At 68.2% G+C, this 20,714-nt stretch carries 19 protein-coding genes; 16 read left to right on the top strand and 3 right to left on the bottom strand.

Annotation, left to right across the window (positions count from 1 at the left end):
- Positions 1 to 50: 50 nt before the first annotated feature.
- The 8 genes from ACCD11_RS02280 to ACCD11_RS02245 are packed head-to-tail and all read left to right on the top strand — an operon-like array spanning position 51 to position 8,403.
- The gene (locus tag ACCD11_RS02280) at positions 51 to 1,307 is read left to right on the top strand and encodes an ABC transporter substrate-binding protein (protein WP_413312131.1); all 1,257 of its coding nucleotides are present in this window, start codon (positions 51 to 53) and stop codon (positions 1,305 to 1,307) included.
- A gap of 21 nt (positions 1,308 to 1,328) precedes the next feature.
- Entirely contained in the window at positions 1,329 to 2,237 is a 909-nt protein-coding gene (locus ACCD11_RS02275) for a carbohydrate ABC transporter permease (protein WP_413312130.1), read from the top strand.
- The gene (locus ACCD11_RS02270; protein ID WP_413312129.1) at positions 2,237 to 3,079 is read left to right on the top strand and encodes a carbohydrate ABC transporter permease; all 843 of its coding nucleotides are present in this window, start codon (positions 2,237 to 2,239) and stop codon (positions 3,077 to 3,079) included. Before ACCD11_RS02275 ends, ACCD11_RS02270 begins: the two co-directional genes overlap by 1 nt.
- A gap of 20 nt (positions 3,080 to 3,099) precedes the next feature.
- Entirely contained in the window at positions 3,100 to 4,323 is a 1,224-nt protein-coding gene (locus ACCD11_RS02265; RefSeq protein ID WP_413312128.1) for an ABC transporter ATP-binding protein, read from the top strand.
- Positions 4,324 to 4,335: 12 nt separating this feature from the next.
- Positions 4,336 to 5,583 carry an enolase C-terminal domain-like protein gene (locus tag ACCD11_RS02260; RefSeq protein WP_413312127.1) on the top strand — a complete coding sequence of 416 codons (1,248 nt, stop codon included), beginning with the start codon at positions 4,336 to 4,338 and terminating at the stop codon, positions 5,581 to 5,583.
- Positions 5,584 to 5,594: 11 nt separating this feature from the next.
- Positions 5,595 to 6,362, top strand: coding sequence for an SDR family oxidoreductase (locus ACCD11_RS02255; RefSeq protein WP_413312126.1), 768 nt, complete (start codon positions 5,595 to 5,597; stop codon positions 6,360 to 6,362).
- A 25-nt stretch (positions 6,363 to 6,387) separates the two neighbouring features.
- Positions 6,388 to 7,356: a tripartite tricarboxylate transporter substrate binding protein gene (locus ACCD11_RS02250; RefSeq protein ID WP_413312125.1), complete on the top strand. Its 969-nt coding sequence runs from the start codon at positions 6,388 to 6,390 to the stop codon at positions 7,354 to 7,356.
- Between the two features lie 12 nt (positions 7,357 to 7,368).
- On the top strand, positions 7,369 to 8,403 hold the full coding sequence (locus ACCD11_RS02245) for an L-idonate 5-dehydrogenase (RefSeq protein WP_413312124.1): 1,035 nt from the start codon (positions 7,369 to 7,371) through the stop codon (positions 8,401 to 8,403).
- Between the two features lie 4 nt (positions 8,404 to 8,407).
- Here the strand turns inward: ACCD11_RS02245 and ACCD11_RS02240 are convergent, their stop codons facing one another.
- Positions 8,408 to 9,865, bottom strand: a complete 1,458-nt coding sequence (locus ACCD11_RS02240) for a glycosyltransferase family 2 protein (RefSeq protein WP_413312123.1) — start codon at positions 9,863 to 9,865, stop codon at positions 8,408 to 8,410.
- 137 nt (positions 9,866 to 10,002) lie between these two features.
- On the opposite strand from ACCD11_RS02240, the gene ACCD11_RS02235 reads away from it, so the two are divergent.
- Positions 10,003 to 10,563, top strand: coding sequence for a cytochrome b (locus ACCD11_RS02235; protein ID WP_413312122.1), 561 nt, complete (start codon positions 10,003 to 10,005; stop codon positions 10,561 to 10,563).
- A complete protein-coding gene (locus ACCD11_RS02230; RefSeq protein ID WP_413312121.1) occupies positions 10,560 to 11,417 on the top strand; it encodes an alpha/beta fold hydrolase in 858 nt (285 codons plus the stop codon). Before ACCD11_RS02235 ends, ACCD11_RS02230 begins: the two co-directional genes overlap by 4 nt.
- A gap of 7 nt (positions 11,418 to 11,424) precedes the next feature.
- On the opposite strand, the gene ACCD11_RS02225 is transcribed toward ACCD11_RS02230, so the two are convergent.
- On the bottom strand, positions 11,425 to 12,435 hold the full coding sequence (locus ACCD11_RS02225) for a Bug family tripartite tricarboxylate transporter substrate binding protein (protein ID WP_413312119.1): 1,011 nt from the start codon (positions 12,433 to 12,435) through the stop codon (positions 11,425 to 11,427).
- Entirely contained in the window at positions 12,432 to 13,427 is a 996-nt protein-coding gene (locus ACCD11_RS02220) for a Bug family tripartite tricarboxylate transporter substrate binding protein (protein WP_413312118.1), read from the bottom strand. The genes ACCD11_RS02225 and ACCD11_RS02220 overlap by 4 nt, the downstream gene beginning before the upstream one ends.
- 155 nt (positions 13,428 to 13,582) lie before the next feature.
- Here ACCD11_RS02220 and ACCD11_RS02215 point away from each other — a divergent pair, with 155 nt between their 5' ends.
- The 6 genes from ACCD11_RS02215 (at position 13,583) to ACCD11_RS02190 (ending at position 20,707) form a co-directional block, all read left to right on the top strand.
- Positions 13,583 to 15,043: an FAD-dependent oxidoreductase gene (locus ACCD11_RS02215; RefSeq protein WP_413312116.1), complete on the top strand. Its 1,461-nt coding sequence runs from the start codon at positions 13,583 to 13,585 to the stop codon at positions 15,041 to 15,043.
- A gap of 78 nt (positions 15,044 to 15,121) precedes the next feature.
- A complete protein-coding gene (locus ACCD11_RS02210; RefSeq protein ID WP_413312114.1) occupies positions 15,122 to 15,964 on the top strand; it encodes an IclR family transcriptional regulator in 843 nt (280 codons plus the stop codon).
- A gap of 53 nt (positions 15,965 to 16,017) precedes the next feature.
- Positions 16,018 to 17,313: an aconitase X gene (locus ACCD11_RS02205; protein ID WP_413312113.1), complete on the top strand. Its 1,296-nt coding sequence runs from the start codon at positions 16,018 to 16,020 to the stop codon at positions 17,311 to 17,313.
- Positions 17,310 to 17,762, top strand: a complete 453-nt coding sequence (locus tag ACCD11_RS02200; RefSeq protein WP_413312111.1) for an aconitase X swivel domain-containing protein — start codon at positions 17,310 to 17,312, stop codon at positions 17,760 to 17,762. The genes ACCD11_RS02205 and ACCD11_RS02200 overlap by 4 nt, the downstream gene beginning before the upstream one ends.
- Positions 17,759 to 19,459, top strand: coding sequence for a dihydroxy-acid dehydratase (locus ACCD11_RS02195; RefSeq protein WP_413312109.1), 1,701 nt, complete (start codon positions 17,759 to 17,761; stop codon positions 19,457 to 19,459). The genes ACCD11_RS02200 and ACCD11_RS02195 overlap by 4 nt, the downstream gene beginning before the upstream one ends.
- A 120-nt stretch (positions 19,460 to 19,579) precedes the next feature.
- Positions 19,580 to 20,707: a porin gene (locus tag ACCD11_RS02190; RefSeq protein WP_413312108.1), complete on the top strand. Its 1,128-nt coding sequence runs from the start codon at positions 19,580 to 19,582 to the stop codon at positions 20,705 to 20,707.
- Positions 20,708 to 20,714: the final 7 nt, after the last annotated feature.

The following is a 20,714-nucleotide window of genomic DNA, read 5'->3' as shown; positions in this document are numbered from 1 at the left end:
ACCTTTCACCGAAGAACTCGCGGCCACTGAGCTGCCTCCTGGAGACCTGCATGAAGAAACTCTCGAGCCTTCCTCGCCTACCCGTCAGCGCCGTCGCGCTCGGAGCCGCAGCCGTGTTCGCGTGGGCATTGCCCGGCGCTGCCTGCGCTCAGGCCAAGGAAACACTGAGCTTTGCCGGGGCGACCTTTGCGGAATCGGGGCGTGGCGACAAGCTCAAGCAGTGGGTCGACAAGTTCAACAAGAGCCAGACCGCCATTGAAGTGCAGCCACTCGCGCTGCCTTTTTCCACGCTCGCCAAGACCGTGTTCACACAGATGGGCGGCGGCGCCGGGCCCGATCTCATCCGCTTCGATCTGATCGACTACTACGCCGCCGCGCAGGCGCAGCGCATCGTGGCCATCGACGGCGACATCAAGCCGGCCGACTACCGTCTGACCGACCCCAACAAGTACCTCGTGATCGGCGGCAAGCGCTACGGCGTGCCATTCGAGATCAGCAACTACCAGCTGATCTATAACCCGCAACTGCTCAAGGGCGGCAAGCCGCCGGCCACGTTCGACGAGTTCCTGAGCGCCGCCAAGGCGGCCACCGGTGAGAACGTATTCGGCTTCGCCTACCGCGCCACCATGGCCGAGAGCAACGGTTTCTGGCAGGACCTGTGCAACTTCGTCTACGGCTTCGGCGGGCGCTGGAGCGACGACAAGGGCAACCTCACCATCAACAGCGCCAAGGTGGTGGAGGGTGTGGTCGCCTACAAGAAGATGTACGACCTGGGCGCCACGCCGAAGGGGGCCGATGCCGCCACCTACCGCCGCATGTTCTGGGAGAAGAAGCTGGCGATGGAGATCGACAACGGTGGAGTGGCCGGCATCTTCAACCAGCAGGCGCCCGACCTGCCGCTTGCCGCCGCGCCGTCGCCGTTCCCGACCCGCGCGCAGGGCCTGATCCTCGCGCCGCTGGCCATCAACGCCAACACGAAGCACAAGGCCGCCGCCATCACCTTCGTCAAGTGGATGATGCAGCCGGACAACCAGAAGGAGCTGCAGGCCATCCTCGGCGCGGCCGGCGTCGCCACGGTGGTCGAGCGTACGCCCGAGGAGCTCAAGGCCAAGCCATGGCTCAAGGTGTATGACGACCAGTCGCCGCACAGCGTGCCCCAGCTTGTGCGGGGCTTCGAGGCACGCACGCCCGAGATCCAGCAGGTGATCCTGGAGCAGGTGCTGCGCGTGCTTCAGGGTGGCGCCGATCCGCAGAAGGCCATGGACGACGCCCAGCGCTTGGTCAGTGCCCGCGTGCTGCGCAAGTAAGCCGGCGCGAAAGCACTGCCGATGACTGCCAACAAGCAAGCCGCCTCGGGCGGGGTGGGGTGGGCGCCTTATCTGTTCTGCGCGCCCGTCATGCTGTACCTGCTGGTCTTTCAGGCCTATCCGCTGGTGCAGGAGCTGTACCTGAGCTTCACGCAGACTTCGCTGCTGTCGCCGGGCCAGCACGGCTGGGTGGGGCTGCGCAACTACACGGACCTGTTCGGCCAGCCCGAGTTCGCCCAGGTGCTGGTGATTACCGGGGTCTACACGGTGGCCTGCGTGGTGTTCGCAATCGGCATCGGCCTGGGGACGGCGCTGCTGCTCAACATGCCGTTTCGCGGGCGCGGCATCGCGCGTTCGCTCATCACCATTCCGTGGGCGGCGCCGCCAGTCGCGGTCGCGTTGATCTTCATCTGGATGTTCAACGGCCAGTACGGCGTGCTGCAGCACGTCTTCCAGTTCCTCGGCCTGTCGTCGGGCATGGAAGGCTGGCTCGACAACCCCGCGCGGGCATTGCCCGCGGTGCTGCTCACCACCGTGTGGCAGATCTTTCCCTTCACCTCGGTGGTAATCCTGTCGGCGCTGCAGGGCGTGTCGAGCGACCTGCGCGAGGCAGCGATCATCGACGGCGCCGACCGCCTGAGCGTGTTCGGCGCGGTCGTGTGGCCCGCCATCCGACCTACCGTGATGTTGCTGACGCTGTTCATCACGATCTGGTCGCTGCGCCGCTTCGACCTGATCTGGCTCATGACGCAGGGCGGCCCCATCGGCTCCACCAACACGCTCGTCATCGAGCTGTACCGGCGGGCCTTCACCTACCGCGAGCTGGGCGAGGCCGCGGCGGTGGGCATGGTCGGCCTGTCGCTCGCGCTGGCGATCACGGTGATCTATTTCCGTCTGACGGTGCGCGCTGAGCGCGCGGCGGGGCACTGATGAGAACAACAACGACAACCCTCGCTTGGCGCCAGGCGCTGCTGATGATCGTGATCCTCGGCATGCTGGGCGTCACGGCCTTTCCGATCTACTGGATGCTGGTCACCTCGACCACGTCGTCGGCCGATCTTTTCTCGACCTCGCCGCACCTTCTGCCCGGCCTGGCGCAATGGCACGTGTTCCGCGATGTGTTCGCCAGCACCGAGGTCGGCACCTGGCTGCTCAACAGCGCCATCGTGGCGGTCGGCACCACGGTGCTGAGCCTGGCGCTCGCGGTGCTGCCGGCGTATGCGCTGTCGCGCTTCAGGTTCGCCGGCATTGCCATCGTGGGGCTCGCACTCTTCGTCACGCAGATGCTGCCCGAGGCGATGCTGGTGGTGCCGCTGTACGCGATCTTCGGGCAGCTCTCGCTGCTGAACACGCTCACCGGCCTGATCCTGGTGAACACCGCCTTCACGGTGCCGGTGATCACCTGGATATTGAAAGGCGCCATCGACGGCGTGCCGATCGACATCGAGGAGGCTGCCAGCATCGACGGCTGCTCGCGGCTGGGCACGGTGTTCATCGTCGTGATTCCGCTCATTATGCCGACGCTCGCGGCCACCGCGGTGATCGCCTTTTTCCACGGCTGGAACGAGTACGTGTTCGCGCAGACGCTGGTCAGCGCGCCCGAGCTGCACACCGCGTCGGTGGGACTGGCCGGCTTTGTCGGCGAACTCAGCACGCCGCTGCATTCGGTGATGGCCATCGGGCTGATGTACACGCTGCCCGCCGTCTTCTTCTATCTCCTCGTGCAGCGCTATGTCGTTGCCGGCATGACCGCCGGCAGCGTCAAGGGCTGACGGAACGCAAGGATCGCATCGTGTCATCCATCTCCCTGAAAAACGTCACCAAGACCTTCGGTGCAAAGACGGTGCTGGGCAACATCCACGTTGATGTGCCCGCCGGCGAATTCCTGGTGCTGCTGGGCCCCTCGGGTTGCGGCAAGTCGACCCTGCTGCGCATGCTGGCAGGTCTTGAAACCGTCAGCGGCGGCGAGATCCACCTCGGCCAGCGGCGCGTCGACACGCTGCCGCCCAGCGCGCGCGACATGGCCTTCGTGTTCCAGTCGTATGCGCTCTATCCCCACATGACGGTGCGGCGCAACATCACCTTCCCGCTGATCATGCGCAAGTTCCGGTGGTGGTTTCACATACCGGTTCTGGGGCATTTCGCCAAGCGCCGAATCGAAAGCTCGCCCGAAGTCCGGGAACTGGTCGATCGCACCGCGAAGATCCTGTCGCTCACCGAAATGATGGACCGCCACCCGCGCACGCTCTCGGGCGGGCAGCGCCAGCGCGTGGCGCTGGGCCGCGCCATGGTGCGCCAACCCGAGGTGTTCCTGATGGACGAGCCGCTGTCGAACCTCGACGCCAAGCTGCGCTCGTCGATGCGCGCCGAGATCATCAAGCTGCACCGCGACCTGGGCGGCACCTTCGTCTACGTCACGCACGACCAGATCGAAGCCATGACCATGGGCACGCGCATCGTGCTGATGCATGCCGGCGAGGCGCAGCAGATCGGCACTCCGCGCGAGATCTACACCAACCCCGCCAACACCTTCGTGGCGCGCTTCATCGGCACGCCGGCCATGAACCTGGTGCACGCGCGCATCGACGGCGGCCGGCTGGCCATCGGCGAGCTGCGGATGCCGCTGCCGGCGCACCTGGGCGTACGCGGCGCCAGCAGCGGCGCGGAAGTACTGGTGGGCGTGCGGCCCAACGCGCTCGCCATCGGCACCGATCCGGCGCAACCCGGCATGGCCGGCACCGTGGCGCTGGTCGAGCACGTGGGGGCCGAATCGATCGTGACCGTTCGCCTCGACACGGCCCGCACCGCGCACGACCGTGACGACGGCGTGGGTGACGAGATCATGGTCACGCAGGCGGGCTATAGCACGCTGCAGGCTGGCGACAAGGTGCGTGTCTCGCTCGACCTGACGCAGGCCGTGCTGTTCTCGGCCGAGTCGGGCCGGCGCATCTCGAACGACATCCCTCTGCCCGCCGAGGCGCCGCACGCGGCCCCGGGCTTTTCCACCCAGCACTGACGAACGCGAAACATGGCAACACTCATCTCCGACGTGAAGGTCATCCTCACGGCGCCCGAGGGCATCAACCTCGTGGTCGTAAAGGTCGAGACCAACCAGCCCGGCCTGTACGGCCTCGGGTGCGCGACCTTCGCCTACCGCCACCTCGTCGTTCAATGCCTGGTCGAGCAGTACCTCAAGCCGCTGCTGGTCGGGCGCGACGTGAGCGCGATCGAAGAGCTCTGGCAGCTCATGCACCAGAACGCCTATTGGCGCAACGGCCCGGCCGAAAACAACGCGATCTCGGGCGTCGACATGGCGCTGTGGGACATCAAGGGAAAGATGGCAGGCATGCCGGTCTACCAGCTGTTTGGCGGCAAGGTGCGCGAAGGCGTGCCGATCTACCGGCATGCCGACGGCCGCGACCTGGCCGAGCTGTGCGACAACATCCAGGGCTACATGGCGCAGGGCATCACCCACGTCCGCTGCCAGAGCGGCGGCTACGGCGGTGGCGGCTTCGGCGCCGCGCCCGCCAGCGCGCCGCGCGGCGCACCCGACGGCGTCTACCTCGACAGCCGAAGCTACATGCGCGACACGCTCAAGCTCTTCGAGGGCATCCGTAGCAAGGTGGGATTCGACGTGGCCCTGTGCCATGACGTGCATGAGCGCCTGAGCCCGATCGAGGCGATCAGGTTTGCCTGCGAGATGGAACGCTTCGAGCTGTTCTTCCTGGAAGACGTGATCCCGCTGGAAGAGGGCAAGTGGCTGCGCCAGTTGCGCGAGAAGACGCGGATTCCGTTGGCGCAGGGCGAGCTCTTCAACAACCCTTATGAGTGGAAGACGCTCATCACCGAGCGGCTCATCGACTTCATCCGCGTCCACCTGAGCCAGATCGGCGGCATCACACCCGGGCGCAAGCTGCAGCTCTTTGCCGAGCAGTTCGGCGTCAAGACGGCCTGGCACGGGCCCGGCGACATGTCGCCGGTCGCGCACGCGGCCAACATCCACATCGACCTGGCCGCGCGCAATTTCGGTGTGCAGGAATGGTCGGGCGTGCAGCCGCCCAACTTCGTGATCCAGGACCTGAAGGGCCCGCCCGGCGCGCTGCTGGACGTGTTCCCCGGGCTGCCCGAATTCAAGGCGGGCTACGTCTACGCCAACGACAAGCCGGGCCTCGGCGTGGACATCGACGAGGAAGAGGCCCGCAAGTACCCCTGCGAGAACGCCGTGACCACCTGGACGCAGACGCGCCTGGTCGACGGCACCCTGCAAACCCCCTGAGGAAATCCATCATGTCCACCCAACTCTTCAGCCTCGCGGGCAAGACCGCACTCGTGACCGGTTCCTCACGCGGGCTCGGCTTCGCCATTGCAGAAGGACTTGCCGCCGCGGGCGCGCGCCTGATGCTCAACGGCGTCGACGCCGCCCGGCTCGACGCCTCCGCCGCCGCCTTGCGCGACAAGGGCTACACCGTCGACGCCCATGCGTTCGACGTATGCGATGAAGCTGCGGTCGTCGCGGCCTTCGCCAAGCTCGATGCGGCCGGCATTGCCGTCGACATCCTGGTCAACAACGCCGGCGTGCAGTACCGCAAGCCGATGGTCGAGCTGGCCACCGAAGACTGGCGCCGCGTGATCGAGACCAACCTCACCAGCGCCTTCGTCGTCGGGCGCGAGGCGGCCAGGCGGATGATCCCGCGCGGCCGGGGCAAGGTGATCAACATCGGCTCGCTCACCAGCGAACTGGCGCGTGCCACGGTGGCGCCCTACACGGTCGCCAAGGGCGGCATCAAGATGCTGACCCGTGCCATGACCGCCGAGTGGGCGGCCCACAACATCCAGGCCAACGCCATCGGACCGGGCTACATGCTGACCGACATGAACCAGGCGTTGATCGACAACCCGAGCTTCGACGCCTGGGTCAAGGGGCGCACCCCGGCCGGGCGCTGGGGCAAGCCCGAGGAGCTGATCGGCACCGCCATCTTCCTTGCGTCCGACGCATCCAACTACGTGAGCGGGCAGATCATCTATGTCGATGGCGGCATGGTGTCCGTGCTCTGACGATCACCCAAAGAAGGAGACATCCATGAAGCACTTTCGTCTTGCCTGCGCAGCCGCCGCGACTTTCGCGGGCATGCTGCTGACCTTGCCTGTCGTGCATGCAGCGGACTACCCCACGCGGCCGATCGAAGTGATCGTGCCTTCCTCGGCCGGCGGCGGCACCGACGTGATGGCCCGGCTCTTCGCCGATGCGGTGAAGAAAAGCGTGCCGCAGCCCCTGATCGTCGTCAACAAGCCCGGCGCGGGCGGCGGCATCGGCATGACCGAGGCGCAGCGCGCGCCGGCCGACGGCTACAAGATCGGCGTGCTCATTTCGGAGCTGGCGATCATTCCCCACCTCAACATGACGAAGGTGACGACCGCCGACTTCATTCCGATCGCGCGGCTCAACGGTGACCCGGGCGTGATCGCCGTGCGTGCCGAGTCGCCGTACAAGACCATCGACGACCTGCTGGCCGCCGCGCGCAAGCAGGACGGCGCGGTGTCGATGGGCAATGCGGGCACCGGCACCATCTGGCACTTGGCGGCGGCTGCCGTCGAGCAGAAGACGCGGGTGCGCTTCAACCATGTTCCGTTCCAGGGTGCGGCACCGAGCGTGGGTGCGCTGGTCGGAGGGCACGTGGATGCAATCATGGTGAGCCCGGCCGAGATCGGCTCGCACGTCGCAGCGGGCAAGGTGCGCGTACTGGTCGCGATGTCCGACCAGCGGCTGCCCGCGCCCTACGATAAGGTCGTGACCTTCAAGGAGAAGGGCGTGGATCTTGTCGTCGGTACGTGGCGCGGATTGGGTGTGCCGCTGAACACGCCGCCCGACGTGGTCAAGTACCTGCGCGATGCCACGCGCAAGACGGCCGAAGACCCCGCATTCCGGGATGCGCTCGTCAGGGCCAACCTGCAGCCGGCTTACATGGAGGGCGAGCAGTTCCAGGTCTTCATGAACAGCCAGTCCGTCTACTTCAAGTCGCTGCTCGACAGCGTAGATCTCAAGAAATAAAGGGCCATCACCATGGAAGCTCTCGTCATTCATGCCCCGGGCGATCTGCGCGTCGAGGAGTTCGAAACCGCCGAGTTGGGTGCCGGCCAACTGCAGGTGCGCGTGCGCTGCGGCGGCATCTGCGGGTCGGACCTGCACTACTACCAGCACGGCGGCTTCGGCACCATCCGCATCAAGGAGCCGATGGTGCTCGGTCACGAGGTGGCGGGCGTGATCGAGGCGGTCGGCACCGGGGTCACGGACTTCAAGCCGGGCGAGCGCATCGCGATCAGCCCGAGCCGTCCGTGCGGCCTCTGCACGTACTGCCAGCAGGGCCTGCAGAACCACTGCCTGGACATGCGCTACTACGGCAGTGCGATGCGCACGCCGCATGTGCAGGGTGCCTTTCGCCAGCAGATCGTGGTCGACACGCACCAGGCGCACCGGCTGGCAGATTCGCTCAGCGATGCCGAGGGTTCGATGGCTGAGCCTTTCGCGGTGGCGCTGCACGCGGTGCGTCGCGCCGGGCCGTTGCTCGGCAAGCGCGTGCTGGTCACGGGCTGCGGGCCGATCGGTGCGTTGGCGATCATCGCGGCGCGACGTGCGGGGGCGGGTCACATCGTCGCGACCGACGTCGGCGCGCACACGCTGGGCAAGGCGCTCAAGGTCGGCGCGGACGAAGTCGTCAACGTGGCCGAGACTCCGGACGGTCTGGCGCGCTTCACAGCGGACAAGGGCAGTTTCGATGTGCTGTTCGAAGCGAGCGGCAATGCCCGCGCGCTGGTCGGCGCCTTCGACGCGCTGCGGCCGCGCGGCGTCATCGTGCAACTGGGCCTCGGCGGCGACATGACACTGCCGATCAACACCATCGTAGCCAAGGAGTTCGACCTGCGCGGGGCGTTCCGTTTCCACGAAGAGTTCGCGGTGGCGGTCGAACTGCTCAACAAGGGCCTGGTCGACGTGAAGCCGCTGATCTCCGCGACCTTGTCCTACCGCGATTCGGCGCGGGCCTTCGCGTTGGCGGCCGACCGGTCGCAGTCCATGAAGGTGATCCTGAACTTCGATTGAGGCTTCAGCCCCGCCGCACGCCCTCGGCATCCACCAGCCCGACGCGCGTCTGCCGGCCCCAGGTGCCGCGCCCGGTCAGGAACATCCACCAGCCCCAGGCCGCGCCCGTGTGGCGCAGTATCTGGAAGGTGAAGGGCTCGACCAGCGCGGCCAGGAAGGCCTGCACCATGTTGGCTTCGCTGCCGTGGCCTATCCAGCGCCGGTACAGGAACACCGACCACAGGTGGAAGACGAGGTCGAGCACGATCTTCGCGCCGATCACGCCGGCCACCGGCGCGAGCACGCCGAAGTTGCCGCGCACCAGGTACACCAGCAGCAGCCCGAAGGCCGCAAGGCCGTAGAGCGGCTGCAGCGTGTCGATGGCCTTCACCGGCAGCATCGCAACGCCGAGCCAGCCATAGCGCCGGTCGCCAACCATGGCGCGGTACCAGAACTGCGTCTGCAGGAAGCCGCCGAACCAGCGGCGGCGCTGGCGCAGGAAGGCGCCCGTGCTGCTGGGCGCATCGGTGTGGGCCTGCGCGTCGCCCAGCACGCGCACCGTCCACGGCAGGCCGTGGGCCTGGGCGTGGCGGTGCAGGCGGTGGATGAGCTCGTAGTCTTCCACCAGGCAGTCCGTGTCGAAGCCGCCCACGGCGCGCACAGCGCCGGTGCGAAAGCCGGCGAAGGCGCCCGAGATCAGCAGCAGCCCGTTGACGCGCATCCACGCGTAGCGCGAGAGGAAGTTGCGGATGTACTCGTAGGTCTGGAACCACTGGAAGCAGCGCCCGGCCAGCGTGCGGCTGCACACCGGGATGATGACGCCGGTGGCGGCCACGAGGTTGGGCTCTTCGGAGAACGCCCGGCGCACGGCGCCGATGGCCTGGCTGTCGAGCAGCGTGTCGCCATCGACCGTGAGCACGGTGTCGGTGTCGATACGCAGGATGGCCGCGTTCAGCGCGGCCGCCTTGCCGCCATGCGGCAGGCGCAACCAGAAAAGAGAAGGATGTGTCGTGCTGGGCGCGCTCAACTCGCCCGGGGCCGGCGCGACGAGCCCGTAGCGCGTGGTCAGCAGCTCGGCCGTGCCGTCGGTCGAACCATCGTCGGCGATCACGATGCGGTCGGGCAGGTCGGTCTGGCCGAGCAGGGCGGCCAGCGTCACAGGCAGCACGGCGGCCTCGTTGTGCGAGGCGACGATCACGCCCAGCGTGTCGCGCCGGGTCGCGCTTGTGACAGCGGGCAGGGGGCGCGGCCGCAGGATCGGCAGCGTCATCCACGCCACGAACAGCAGCAGTACCGTGTCGTACAGCACATAGGCCACGCCTACCGACCATGCGGCGACGTTGCCGAACTTGAAGGCCATGGCGAAGAGCAGCGCCCACAGCACGAGCACGCCGCCGTGGATGAGCCAGCTTCGCAGCGGAGTATTGGGGGGCGACAGGCGCGGCGATGCGGCCGCGAAGGCGCGTTGGAGAGAATCGTTCAAGTGAAGGTGCCCCGGGGCGACAGTCGGTCGTTCGTCGATACGCAAAAACTCGGCCTGCGGTTTCGAAAATCCCGGGCAAAGCCGGGACAATCGCACGCGCCTTCGACTGAGTCGCCTCACGCCCGAAAATTCCCCGCATGCTCGCACAAACCCGCTACACCCGAACCGCCATCGTGCTGCACTGGCTGGTCGCGGTGCTCATGATCGCCAACATCGTCCTGATCCTGCTGGTCGACCATTACCCCGACGACTGGGTGCGCCCGGCCGTCGACACCCACAAGTCGATCGGCATCACCGTGCTGGGCCTCGTGATCCTGCGGCTCCTCTGGCGCGCCACGCATAAACCGCCACCCATGCCGGGCTCGTACGGTGCGCTCGCACGGTTCGCGGCGCATGCGGCCCATGGCGCGCTGTACCTTGTGATGGTTTTGCTGCCGCTGTCGGGCTGGATGCACGACTCGGCCTGGAAGGACGCGGCCACCCACCCGATGCAGCTCTTCGGCCTGTTCGAATGGCCGCGCATCGGCTGGATCATGGCCATCGAGCCTGCCGTGAAGGAAACCTGGCACACCGTGCTGGGCGGCGTGCACGCCTGGGCGGGCTATGTGCTGTACGTGCTCTTCGGGCTGCACGTGCTGGGTGCGCTCAAGCACCAGTTCCTCGATGGCGAGGCCGAACTCCAGCGGATGCTGCCATGACGACACCGCAGGCCGGGGCACGCGACCTCATCGCGCGCATCGACGCACTCTCCACCCACCACGACCCGGTGCACGAGGGCGTGCGCGTGCGCTGGCGCCGCTTCGGCACCGACGTGACGAAGCCCCCGCTGGTGCTGCTGCACGGCGGCCACGGCAGCTGGATGCATTGGCTGCGCAATGCCGAGGCGCTCTCGGCCGGCCGCACGCTGTGGCTGCCCGACATGCCGGGTTTCAACGAATCCGATGCGCTGCCGCGCGTGGCGCCGGGCGAAGACCCGCTGCAGCCCCTGCTGGCCGCGCTCGGTGGCACGCTCGACCAGCTCATCGGCGCGGGTACCGTCATCGACCTCGGCGGCTTCTCCTTCGGCGGTCTGACGGCCGCGCGCTTCGGGGCCGGGCGCGGGGCGGTGCGCCGCTTCGCGCTGATCGGCAGCGGCGGCCACGGCACGCTGCGGCGCATGACGGCGAAGATGATCAACTGGCGCGCCGCGCCCAACCGCGACGAAGAGCGTGCCGCACTGCTGCGCAACCTGGGCGCGCTGATGCTGCACGACGAGCCAGCCATCGATGCGCTGGCCTTCGAGATCCACGACATCTCCTGCCATGGCACGCGCTTTCGCAGCAAGGAGGTGTCGCAGTCGGGCGGGCTGCAGCAGGCGATCGGCACCATGAGCGTGCCGACGCTGCTGCTGTGGGGCGAGTTCGACGTCACGGCCGATCCGCGCCCGCTGGTGGCGCAGCTCGCCGCCGAAGGGCCGGCGCGCGAAGGCGTGGTGATCGACGGCGCCGGGCACTGGGCGCAGTACGAGCGCGCCGATGAGGTCAACGCGCGGCTCGTGGAGTTCTTCCGCTGAGCCTGACTTACTGGGACTGCTTCACCAGCCCCAGCTTGCGGATGATGTCGCCCCACTGGTCGTAGGTCGCGCGCGTCAGGTCGGCCAGTTGCCGCGGGCTCGACGACTCGGCCTCGTAGGCGCCCTGGCGGAAGAAGTCGCGCGTGGCCGGCATCGCCAGAACCTGCGCCAGCGCGGCGTTGAGCTTCTCGACCACCGGCGCCGGCATGCGCGCCGGCCCGTAGAAGCCCAGCCAGCTCGGCATGTCGACACCGCTCACGCCCTGTTCGCCCATGGTGGGCACGTCGGGCAGCATCGGGCTGCGCTTCGGTGCGGCCACGGCCAGCATGCGCACCTTGCCGGTGGCGGTGTTCTGGATGGCGTTGGGCGCCGCGTCGAAGTAGTACTGCACGCGGCCCGCGAGAAAGTCTTTTGCGGCATCGGCGCCACCCTTGTACGGCACGTGCACCACGTCCAGCCCGGCCTGCCGCGCGAAGGCTTCGCCGTAGATGTGCGAGGAGGTGCCGGTGCCGAAGGAGGCATAGCTCATCTTCCCCGGGTTGGCCTTGATGTACGCCACCAGCTCCTGCACCGTGCGCGCCGGCACGCTCGCGTGCACGGTCAGCACCAGCGGGCCGCGCGCGCCGAGCGATATCGGCGTCAGGTCCTTGAACGGGTCGTAACGCACCTGCGCCAGCGTCTGCGGGTTCTGCGCCACCACGGAGGAGGGCGCGTACATGAAGGTGTAGCCGTCGGGCGCGGCGCGGATGACTTCCTCCGTCGCGAGGATGAAGCTCGCGCCCGGACGGTTCTCCACAATCACCGGCGTCTGCAGCACCTCGCCGAGCTTGTTGGCGACGAAGCGGGCCTGCGCGTCCGAGGCGCCGCCGGCCGCCAGGCCCAGCACGATGCGGATGGTGCGGCCCTTGTCGGGAAAGGGCGCGGCGGCATGCGCAAGCAGTGTAGGCATGGCCGCGCCGAGCGCGAGCCAGGCGGCAACGCGGCGGCGGCGAAGAGAAGAAACAGGCCCGCCGCTCATTGCTTGACGAACCCCACCTGCTGCACCATCGCGCCCCAGCTGTCGTAGGTCGAGCGCGTGATGCTGGCGAATTCCGCCGGCGTGGTCGAGCCGGCCTCGTAGCCGCCGCTGCGGTAGAACTCGCGCACCTGCGGCATCGCCAGCACCTTCGCCAGCGCGGTGTTGAGCTTCTCGACCACCGGCGCCGGCATGCGCGCCGGGCCGTAGAAGCCCAGCCAGCTCGGCAGGTCGAGCCCGGCGTAGCCCTGCTCGGCGAAGGTGGGCACGTCGGGCAGCGCGGCGATGCGCGCATTGGCCGCCACCGCGAGGATCTTCACCTTGCCGGTGGAGGCGGTGATGATGGCCGAGGAGGCCGAGTCGAACATGTACTGCACGCGCCCGCCGATCAGGTCCTTCGCCGCGTCGGAGCCGCCCTTGTACGGGATGTGCACCGCGTCGATGCCGGTCTTCTTCACGAAGGCCTCGCCATAGATGTGCGAAGAGGTGCCCGCGCCGAAGGAGGCGTAGCTCACCTTGCCCGGATGCGCCTTCACGTAGGCCACCAGTTCCTTCACGTTGTTCACCGGCACGCTGGTGCTCAGCGACAGCACCAGCGGCCCGCGCCCGCCCATCGAGATGGCGGTGAAGTCCTTGAATGGGTCGTAGGGCACCTGCGCGAAGGTGTGCGGGTTCTGCGCCATGGTGGACGAGGGCGCGTACAGCAGCGTGTAGCCGTCGGGCTGGGCGCGCGACACCTCGTTGGCCGCCAGCATGGTGCTGGCGCCGGGCTTGTTGTCCACGATCACGCTGGTGTCGAGCACCTCGCCGAGCTTCTGCGCAACGATGCGCGCCTGCGCGTCGGTGCCGCCGCCGGGCGTGAAGCCCACGACGATGCGGATGGGCTTGCCGCGCACCGGGAAGTCTTGCGCGAGTGCCAGTGGCGCGAGGCCCAGAAGGGCTGCGGCGCCGAGGGCCGAGCCGAAGGCACGGCGGGTGCCGTGGGGTTTCTTCATCGATGTCTCCGTTGGGATGCTTCTTCAATATTGATCTTGAAATCCATAAAAATCCATATTAACTAGGGAATACCCCAAATAAACGCGCATTTTGTTTGACAAAATGGAAAGTGAAATCAAAATACGAAGAAACAAGCCAAGCCGAGAACGCATTCATGAAAACTGTCGTCCGTACCGACGAGCGCATCCTGTCCTCCGACATCTTCGACCGCGACAGCCGCGTCAAGCGGCCTGACCACGGCAGCTGGGCCGAGCCCGGCAAGAGCATCCCGGTCTATCACCGTTGCGGCGTGCTGGTGGTGGGCGGCGGCCCCTCGGGCACCGCCGCCGCTGCCGCCGCGGCCCGTGCGGGCGCCGACGTGGCGCTGCTGGAGCGCTACAACCACCTGGGAGGCCTCTCGACCGGCGGCCTGGTCATCTGGATCGACCGCATGACCGACTGGGAAGGCAAGCTGGTGATCCGCGGCTTCGCCGAAGAGCTGTTCGACCGCCTGCCGGCCGAGGCCATCGCCGGCCCGGCACGCGAGGACTGGGGCTCGCAGGACGCCGCCAAGGCCGCGCACTGGTCGCAGCGCACCGCCGCCTACCACGGCGTCGTCACCTGGTCGCCCACCATCGACCCCGAGCGGCTGAAACTGCTCTCGCAGGAGATCGTGCTGGAGCGCAAGGTCAAGCTCATCTACCACTCGTGGGCGGCCATTCCCATCGTGCAGGACGGCGCGGTGAAGGGCGTGGTGTTCGAGAGCAAGGAAGGCCGCATGGCCATCATGGCCGACGTGGTGGTCGACGCCACCGGCGACGGCGACCTGTTCGCCCGCGCCGGCGCCGAGTACGTGAACGACATCGAGGAGGCCGACGTGCATCACTGCATGAACACCTCGTGGCTCTTCGGCGGCGTGGACATGAACCGCTGGATCGGGTTCAAGGCGGGCAAGCCCGAGGCCTTCACCGCCTTCATGGCGGGCGGGCGCGAGCAGTGCGGCCTGTTCGAGCGGCCCTTCGTGTCGTGGCGCAACGACGTGGCGCTCTTCATGGGGCCGCGGCAGTCGGGCTACTCGGCGCTCGACGTGGACGACCTCACTGCCGTGGAGGTGCGCTCGCACCGCGCCATGGCCGCGCACCTGGACTACTTCCGCGCCCATGCGCCGGGCTTCGAGAACGCCTACCTGATGCTGAGCGCGCCGCAGATCGGCGTGCGCCATGCGCGGCGCCTTGTCGGCGTGGGCTCGGTGCTGCGCAGCCAGTGGCCCGACGGCGTGCCGCTGGCCGACGAGATCGGCGTGTCGCCCGCCGTCTCGCCCAAGTTCCCGAACATCTCCATTCCCTACGGTGCGCTGGTGCCCAGGCAGCTCGACGGCCTGCTGGCCTGCGGGCGCCACATCTCTTGCGACCGTAACTCGCACGGCTTCATGCGCGAGATCCCGCAGTGCTGGATCACAGGCCAGGCGGCGGGCGTGGCGGCGGCGCTGGCTTCGCGCGGCGACATCGCTCCGCGCTTCGTCGACGTGGGCGCGCTGCAGTCCGCGCTGCTGGAGCAGGGCGTGTACCTGCGCGCCGGTGCCGGCGCCGGGCAGGGCGACAGCGCTTCGCTGGCCACGGCCGAGGCAGGTGCCTGACGCACGCGCAAGGCCATGAACCCGGCAACCCTGCGTTCGCGAGCCTCTACATTGGAGAGTCTTGCGAAGGATTCCTCCATGTCCACTGAAAAAAACGACAGCTCCTTTTCCGCGGCCGAGCCGGCCGATGTGCGCGGCGAGCGTTCCGACACGGTGAGCGCGCTGGAGCGCGGCATCTCCGTGCTGCGCTGCTTCAGCGAAGAACGCCCGGTGCTGGGCCATGCCGACATTGCACGCATCACCGGCATTCCGCGCCCCACCGTCAACCGGCTGGTCGCCACGCTGCTCTCGCTGGGCATGCTCAAGCCCGCGCAGGCGGCGGACCGCTTCATGCTCGGGCCGGGCGTGGTGTCGCTGTCGCGCGTGTTCCTCGGCAGCCTCGACGTGCGCGCCGCCGCGCGGCCCAGCATGCAGGCGATGGCGGAAGAAGTCGGCGCCTCGGTCTACCTGGCCGTGCGCGACGGCATGGAGATGGTGCTGATCGAAGCCTGCCGCCCCCGCTCGTCGATGCTTTCGGCGCGGCTGGACGTGGGCTCACGTGCGCCGCTGGCCAACTCGGCGCTCGGCCGCTCGTACCTTTCGGCGTTGCCCGAGGCCCAGCGCAATCAGCTCATCGATTCGATGCGCCTGCTGCGCGGCCCCGAGTGGGACAGCATCGCGCCCGGCATGAACCGCGCCATCGGCGAGTCGAAGCGGCTGGGCTACTGCCTCTCGCTCGGCGAGTTCCACCGCGAGATCAACTCGGTGTCGGTGCCGCTCATCGGACCCGACGGCGAGGTGATGGCGCTCAACGGCGGCGGCGCCGCCTTCGTCTTCACCGAGGAGCGGCTGCGCAACGAACTCGCGCCGCGCCTGCACGACATCGCGCTGAGCATCGCGCGCGACATCGGCGGCCACGTACCTACACCCTCGCCGGGCTAGCAGTCCCGGCCGGGGTTCATTCCCCACGACACAGAAGAACGGAGACACAGGTCATGCACCTGAGCGATGAAGAAAAGGCCATGTACGACGGGCGCGACGGCCCGGCGGTGCAGAAGGCGATGGACCTGCTGGTGCGCTACGGCGAAGCCCTCGGGGCAGAGCGATTGGTCGAGACGCGCAACGTCTGCGCCACCATCACTTCGACCACGCCCTTCCAGCGCGACTTTGCGCTCGCCAAGGGCGGCGGCATGGATGCGGTGTTCTCCGAATTCAGCCTCGACAGCCAGGAGACGGTCGAGATCCCGAAGTTCAAGGTCTTCACCAGCCACCTGCAGCTGGGCTTCGACCCCGGCCAGCCCGAGCGCATGGGCGTGAGCGAGGAGATCGTGCGCTTCTACGAGAAGAGCGAGCGCCACGCAGCCGGCCTCGGCGCGCAGATCATGAACACCTGCACGCCCTACCAGGTGGGCAACATCCCGACGCGCGGCGAGCACTGCGCGTGGATGGAATCTTCGGCGGTGGTCTATTGCAATTCGGTGCTGGGCGCGCGCACCAACACCGAAGGACGCGAGAGCACCGGCGCCGCCATGCTCACCGGCCGCATTCCCTACTGGGGCTACCACCTCGACGAGAACCGCCGTGCGACGCACGTGGTCGAGCTCGACATCGAGGTCGAGTCGGTGCAGGACTGGGGCCTGCTCGGCTACTACATCGGCGAACACGTGCAGGAGCGCGTGCCGGTGGTGCACAGCCGGCGCGGCATCTCGCGGGTGCCGAACCTGCCGAGGCTCAAGCACTTCGGCGCGGCGGCGTCCTCTTCGGGCGGCGTGGAGATGTATCACATCGCGGGCGTCACGCCCGAGGCGCTCACGCTCGAGCAGGCACTGGGCGGCCGCCCCCCGGCGCAGGTGCTGCGCTACGGCGAGGCCGAGCGCCGCGCCACCTACGAGAAGATCAACATCACCGCCAAAGACGCCGAGGTGCAGTACGTGATGCTCGGCTGCCCGCACTACACCATCGAGCAGATCTGGGAAGCCGCGCAGCTCATCGAGGGCCGCAAGGTGCACCCAGACTGCGAGCTGTGGATCTTTACGCCGCGCGCCATCAAGTCGCTGGCCGACCGCAACGGCTACACGAAGATCATCGAGGATGCGGGCGGCATCATCATGGGCGATAGCTGCTCCGCCATGAGCCGCGCCGTGCCCAAGGGCACGAAGACCGTGGCGCTCGACTCGGCCAAGCAGGCCCACTACCTGCCCGCCATCCTCGGCGTGCAGGCCTGGTTCGGCAGCACGGCCGAATGCATCGATGCAGCCTGCACGGGCCGCTGGAACGGAGCCTACGCATGAGCGCCGAAGTCATGAGCGAAGCAACCATCGTCATCCGCGGCCGCAAGGTGGTGGGAGGCGTGGCCGAAGGCGAGGCGCTGGTCACGCGCGACCGCATCTCGGGCTGGGGCGGCATCGATCCGCGCACCGGCACCGTCATCGAGACCCGGCACGAACTGCGCGGCCAGAGCTTTGCCGGCAAGGTGCTGGTGTTCCCGGGGGCCAAGGGCTCCTCGGGCTGGTCGGCCATGTTCCACATGACGCGGCTCATGAACTCGGCGCCGGCCGCGTTCCTGTTCAACGAGATGACGACCAAGATGGCACTGGGCGCCGTGGTCACGCACGCGCCTTCGATGACCGACTTCGAGCGCGATCCGCTCGAATGCATAGAGACCGGCGACTGGGTGCGAGTGGACGCCGACCGCGGCGTGGTCGAGATCACGAAGAAGAAACAGGAAGGTGCCGCATGACCCGACCGCTACGCAGCAACTTCCCGCGCGGCTCCTATCTCTGGTCCGTGCGCAACGCCCACTGGCGCGCGCTCGGCATTCCGGAGGAGGACTGCGAGAAGCCCAAGATCGCCATCGTCAACAGCTCCTCCGAGCTGGCCGCCTGCTTCAGCCATCTCGACCGCGTGGCGGCCGAGATCAAGGACGCCATCCGCGCCGCGGGCGGAGTGCCCTTCGAGATCCGCACGGCCGCGCCCAGTGACTTCATCACTGGTGCCGGCGCGCGCGGCGCCTACATGCTGGCGGCGCGCGACCTCGTCACCAACGACATCGAGGTGGCCGTCGAAGGTGCGCAGCTCGACGGCATGGTGTGCCTCACCTCCTGCGACAAGACCGTGCCGGGCCAGCTCATGGCGGCCGCGCGGCTGAACATACCGACGCTGCTCGTGCCCTGCGGCTACCAGCCCAGCGGCGAGTACAAGGGTCACCACATGGACATCGAGGAGGTGTTCATCGGCGCGATGCATGCGGTCACCGGCAACCTGCCGGTGGAAGAACTCGTGGGCATGAGCCGCGAGGCGATTCGCGGCCCCGGCGTGTGCTCGGGCCTGGGCACGGCGAACTCGATGCACATCGTCTGCGAGGCGCTCGGCATGGCGCTGCCCGGCAGCGCGCCGGTGGCTGCGCTGAGCCCGAAGATGATGGCCGACGTGCGCGCGGCCGGCACGCGCATCGTGCAGATGGTGTGGGACGACCTGAAGCCGCGCGACATTCTCACGCCCGGCGCCTTCGCCAACGCGGTGCGCGCGGTGCTGTCCATCGGCGGCTCGCTCAACACCGCCAAGCACCTGCAGGCGGTGGCTACGGAGGGCGAGAGCGGCGTCGACGTGTACGGCATGTTCGAGCGCCTGGGCCCCGAGACGCCGGTGCTGGCCGGTGTGCGGCCCATCGGCGCGCATTCGATCGAAGCCTTCGAGGCGGCGGGCGGCTGCCGCGCGCTGATGAAGCAGCTCGAGCCGCTGCTGGACACCGGCGCACGCACCGTCACCGGCGGCACGGTCGCCGACAACCTGCGCGATGCCAAGGTGGCGAACGCCGAAGTGATCCGCCCCATCGGCCGCCCGGTGGCACCGCTGCCGGCCATTGTGCTGCTGCGCGGCAACCTCGCACCCGAGTCGGGCCTCATCAAGACCGGCATCGCCGAGCGCAAGGTGCGGCGCTTCACCGGCCCGGCCGTGTGCTTCTGGACTTCGGACGCCGCCATCGCCGCGCTGAAGAAGGGCGAGATCGTGCCCGGCCAGGTTGTCGTGATGCGCGGCGCCGGTGCCTGCGGCGGCCCGGCCATGGGCGGCGGCGCGTCGCGCGTGGTCTTCGCCGTCGACGGCGCGGGGCTGGGCGACCAGGTGGCGCTGCTGACCGACGGCCATCTCTCGGGCCTGGTCTGCAAGGGGCTGGTGGTGGCCGAGGTGTCGCCCGAAGCCGCGCTCGGCGGACCACTGGGGCTGGTGCGCGACGGCGACACCATCACCATCGACCTCGACGCGCGCCGCCTCGACATCGACCTGACGGACGCCGAGCTGCAGGCGCGCCGCGACGGCTGGCAGGCGTCGCCGCCGGTGCATGACACCGGCTGGCTGCAGCAGTACCGGCGCAACGTGGGGCCGCTCTCGAAGGGCGCCGTGCTCGTGCGCACCGAGCGGCCCGAGCCCTCGAGCTAGACCTTTTTCACCCCCCGGCCTTCGCCAACCGGTGCGCACACCCGAGCGCACCCGGTGGCGCAGCCCTGCGCGTGTTCCGAGTTTTTCAACCGAAGAGAAGAAGCAGGAGACAAGGAAACCATGAAGAGAATCTTGATGTGGTCGGCGCTGGGACTGGCCGGCACCGGCGTGGCGCACGCGCAGTCGAGCGTCACCGTGTTCGGCGTGATGGACCTCGGCATCCAGTACACGAACGGCACCGGCGGCGGCTCGGTGAAGGCGCTGTCGAACGGCGGGCTCTCCACCAGCCGGCTCGGCTTTCGCGGCACCGAGGACCTGGGCGGCGGCCTGCGCGCGGGCTTCTGGCTCGAAGGCAGCCTGAACCCCGACACCGGCACCGGCCGCCCGAGCAACAGCAACAACCAGGCGAGCGGCGCGGGCACGGCGGGGCCGATCACCTTCGACCGCATGTCCTTCGTGAGCCTTTCGTCGGACACGCTGGGCGAGCTGCGGCTGGGCCACGATTTCATTCCCACGCACTACAACAGCATCTACTTCGACCCCTTCAACGCCAACGGCGTGGCGCGCGCGGGCAACCTGACCTTCGCGGCCGTGGGCACCGGGCCGCTGCCTACCACCATCACCGGCAGCAACACCGTGAGCTACTGGCTTCCGCCGAACCTCGGCGGCTTCTACGGCATGGCGATGGTGGGCACCGGCGAGAACGATTCCACCCTGGCGAACCGCCACGACGGCAACTTCGCCGGCGCGCGCTTCGGCTTCGCATCGGGCGCGTTCGATATCGCAGCGGCAGTCACGCGCTCCCATTTCGATGCCACCGCCACCATCGGCAACTACACGCACGCCAACATCGGCGGCTCGTGGGACGCGGGCTTCGCCAAGTTCTTCGCGCTCTACAACAAGGTGACGGTGAAGCTGGCGGCCGGCACGGTGCGCAAGAACACGGCCGAGATCGGCGCGCACATCCCGGCCTTCGAGGTGGGGCGCATCCGCATCAGCTACGCCTACCTCGACGACCGCAGCGACGAGAGCCTGCGCAACGCCAACGGCATGCCGCGCAACCGCGACGACGCGCGGCAGTTCGGCATCGGCTACGTGCACAACCTCTCCAGGCGCACCGCGCTCTACGGCACCTACGCGCGGCTCATGAACAGCGGGCAGGCGCGCTACGTGGTCAGCGGCGGCGTGGCGCCCGGAGCCGGGCAGCGCTCGACCGGCTGGGAATTCGGTGTGCGCCATCTCTTCTGAAGGAGCC

The sequence above is a fragment of the Variovorax sp. Varisp36 genome, from assembly GCF_047304235.1.
Classification (GTDB): Bacteria; Pseudomonadota; Gammaproteobacteria; order Burkholderiales; family Burkholderiaceae_C; genus Variovorax.
This window is presented reverse-complemented; position numbering and strand designations above follow the sequence as displayed.

Coding starts and splice junctions, on each gene's coding strand:
- ACCD11_RS02275 (WP_413312130.1), top strand. CDS start 1,329: ATGACTGCCAACAAGCAAGCCGCCTCGGGCGGGGTGGGGTGGGCGCCT.
- ACCD11_RS02230 (WP_413312121.1), top strand. CDS start 10,560: ATGACGACACCGCAGGCCGGGGCACGCGACCTCATCGCGCGCATCGAC.
- ACCD11_RS02250 (WP_413312125.1), top strand. CDS start 6,388: ATGAAGCACTTTCGTCTTGCCTGCGCAGCCGCCGCGACTTTCGCGGGC.
- ACCD11_RS02195 (WP_413312109.1), top strand. CDS start 17,759: ATGACCCGACCGCTACGCAGCAACTTCCCGCGCGGCTCCTATCTCTGG.
- ACCD11_RS02225 (WP_413312119.1), bottom strand. CDS start 12,435: ATGAGCGGCGGGCCTGTTTCTTCTCTTCGCCGCCGCCGCGTTGCCGCC.
- ACCD11_RS02255 (WP_413312126.1), top strand. CDS start 5,595: ATGTCCACCCAACTCTTCAGCCTCGCGGGCAAGACCGCACTCGTGACC.
- ACCD11_RS02260 (WP_413312127.1), top strand. CDS start 4,336: ATGGCAACACTCATCTCCGACGTGAAGGTCATCCTCACGGCGCCCGAG.
- ACCD11_RS02200 (WP_413312111.1), top strand. CDS start 17,310: ATGAGCGCCGAAGTCATGAGCGAAGCAACCATCGTCATCCGCGGCCGC.
- ACCD11_RS02245 (WP_413312124.1), top strand. CDS start 7,369: ATGGAAGCTCTCGTCATTCATGCCCCGGGCGATCTGCGCGTCGAGGAG.
- ACCD11_RS02210 (WP_413312114.1), top strand. CDS start 15,122: ATGTCCACTGAAAAAAACGACAGCTCCTTTTCCGCGGCCGAGCCGGCC.
- ACCD11_RS02215 (WP_413312116.1), top strand. CDS start 13,583: ATGAAAACTGTCGTCCGTACCGACGAGCGCATCCTGTCCTCCGACATC.
- ACCD11_RS02235 (WP_413312122.1), top strand. CDS start 10,003: ATGCTCGCACAAACCCGCTACACCCGAACCGCCATCGTGCTGCACTGG.
- ACCD11_RS02190 (WP_413312108.1), top strand. CDS start 19,580: ATGAAGAGAATCTTGATGTGGTCGGCGCTGGGACTGGCCGGCACCGGC.
- ACCD11_RS02280 (WP_413312131.1), top strand. CDS start 51: ATGAAGAAACTCTCGAGCCTTCCTCGCCTACCCGTCAGCGCCGTCGCG.
- ACCD11_RS02220 (WP_413312118.1), bottom strand. CDS start 13,427: ATGAAGAAACCCCACGGCACCCGCCGTGCCTTCGGCTCGGCCCTCGGC.
- ACCD11_RS02270 (WP_413312129.1), top strand. CDS start 2,237: ATGAGAACAACAACGACAACCCTCGCTTGGCGCCAGGCGCTGCTGATG.
- ACCD11_RS02205 (WP_413312113.1), top strand. CDS start 16,018: ATGCACCTGAGCGATGAAGAAAAGGCCATGTACGACGGGCGCGACGGC.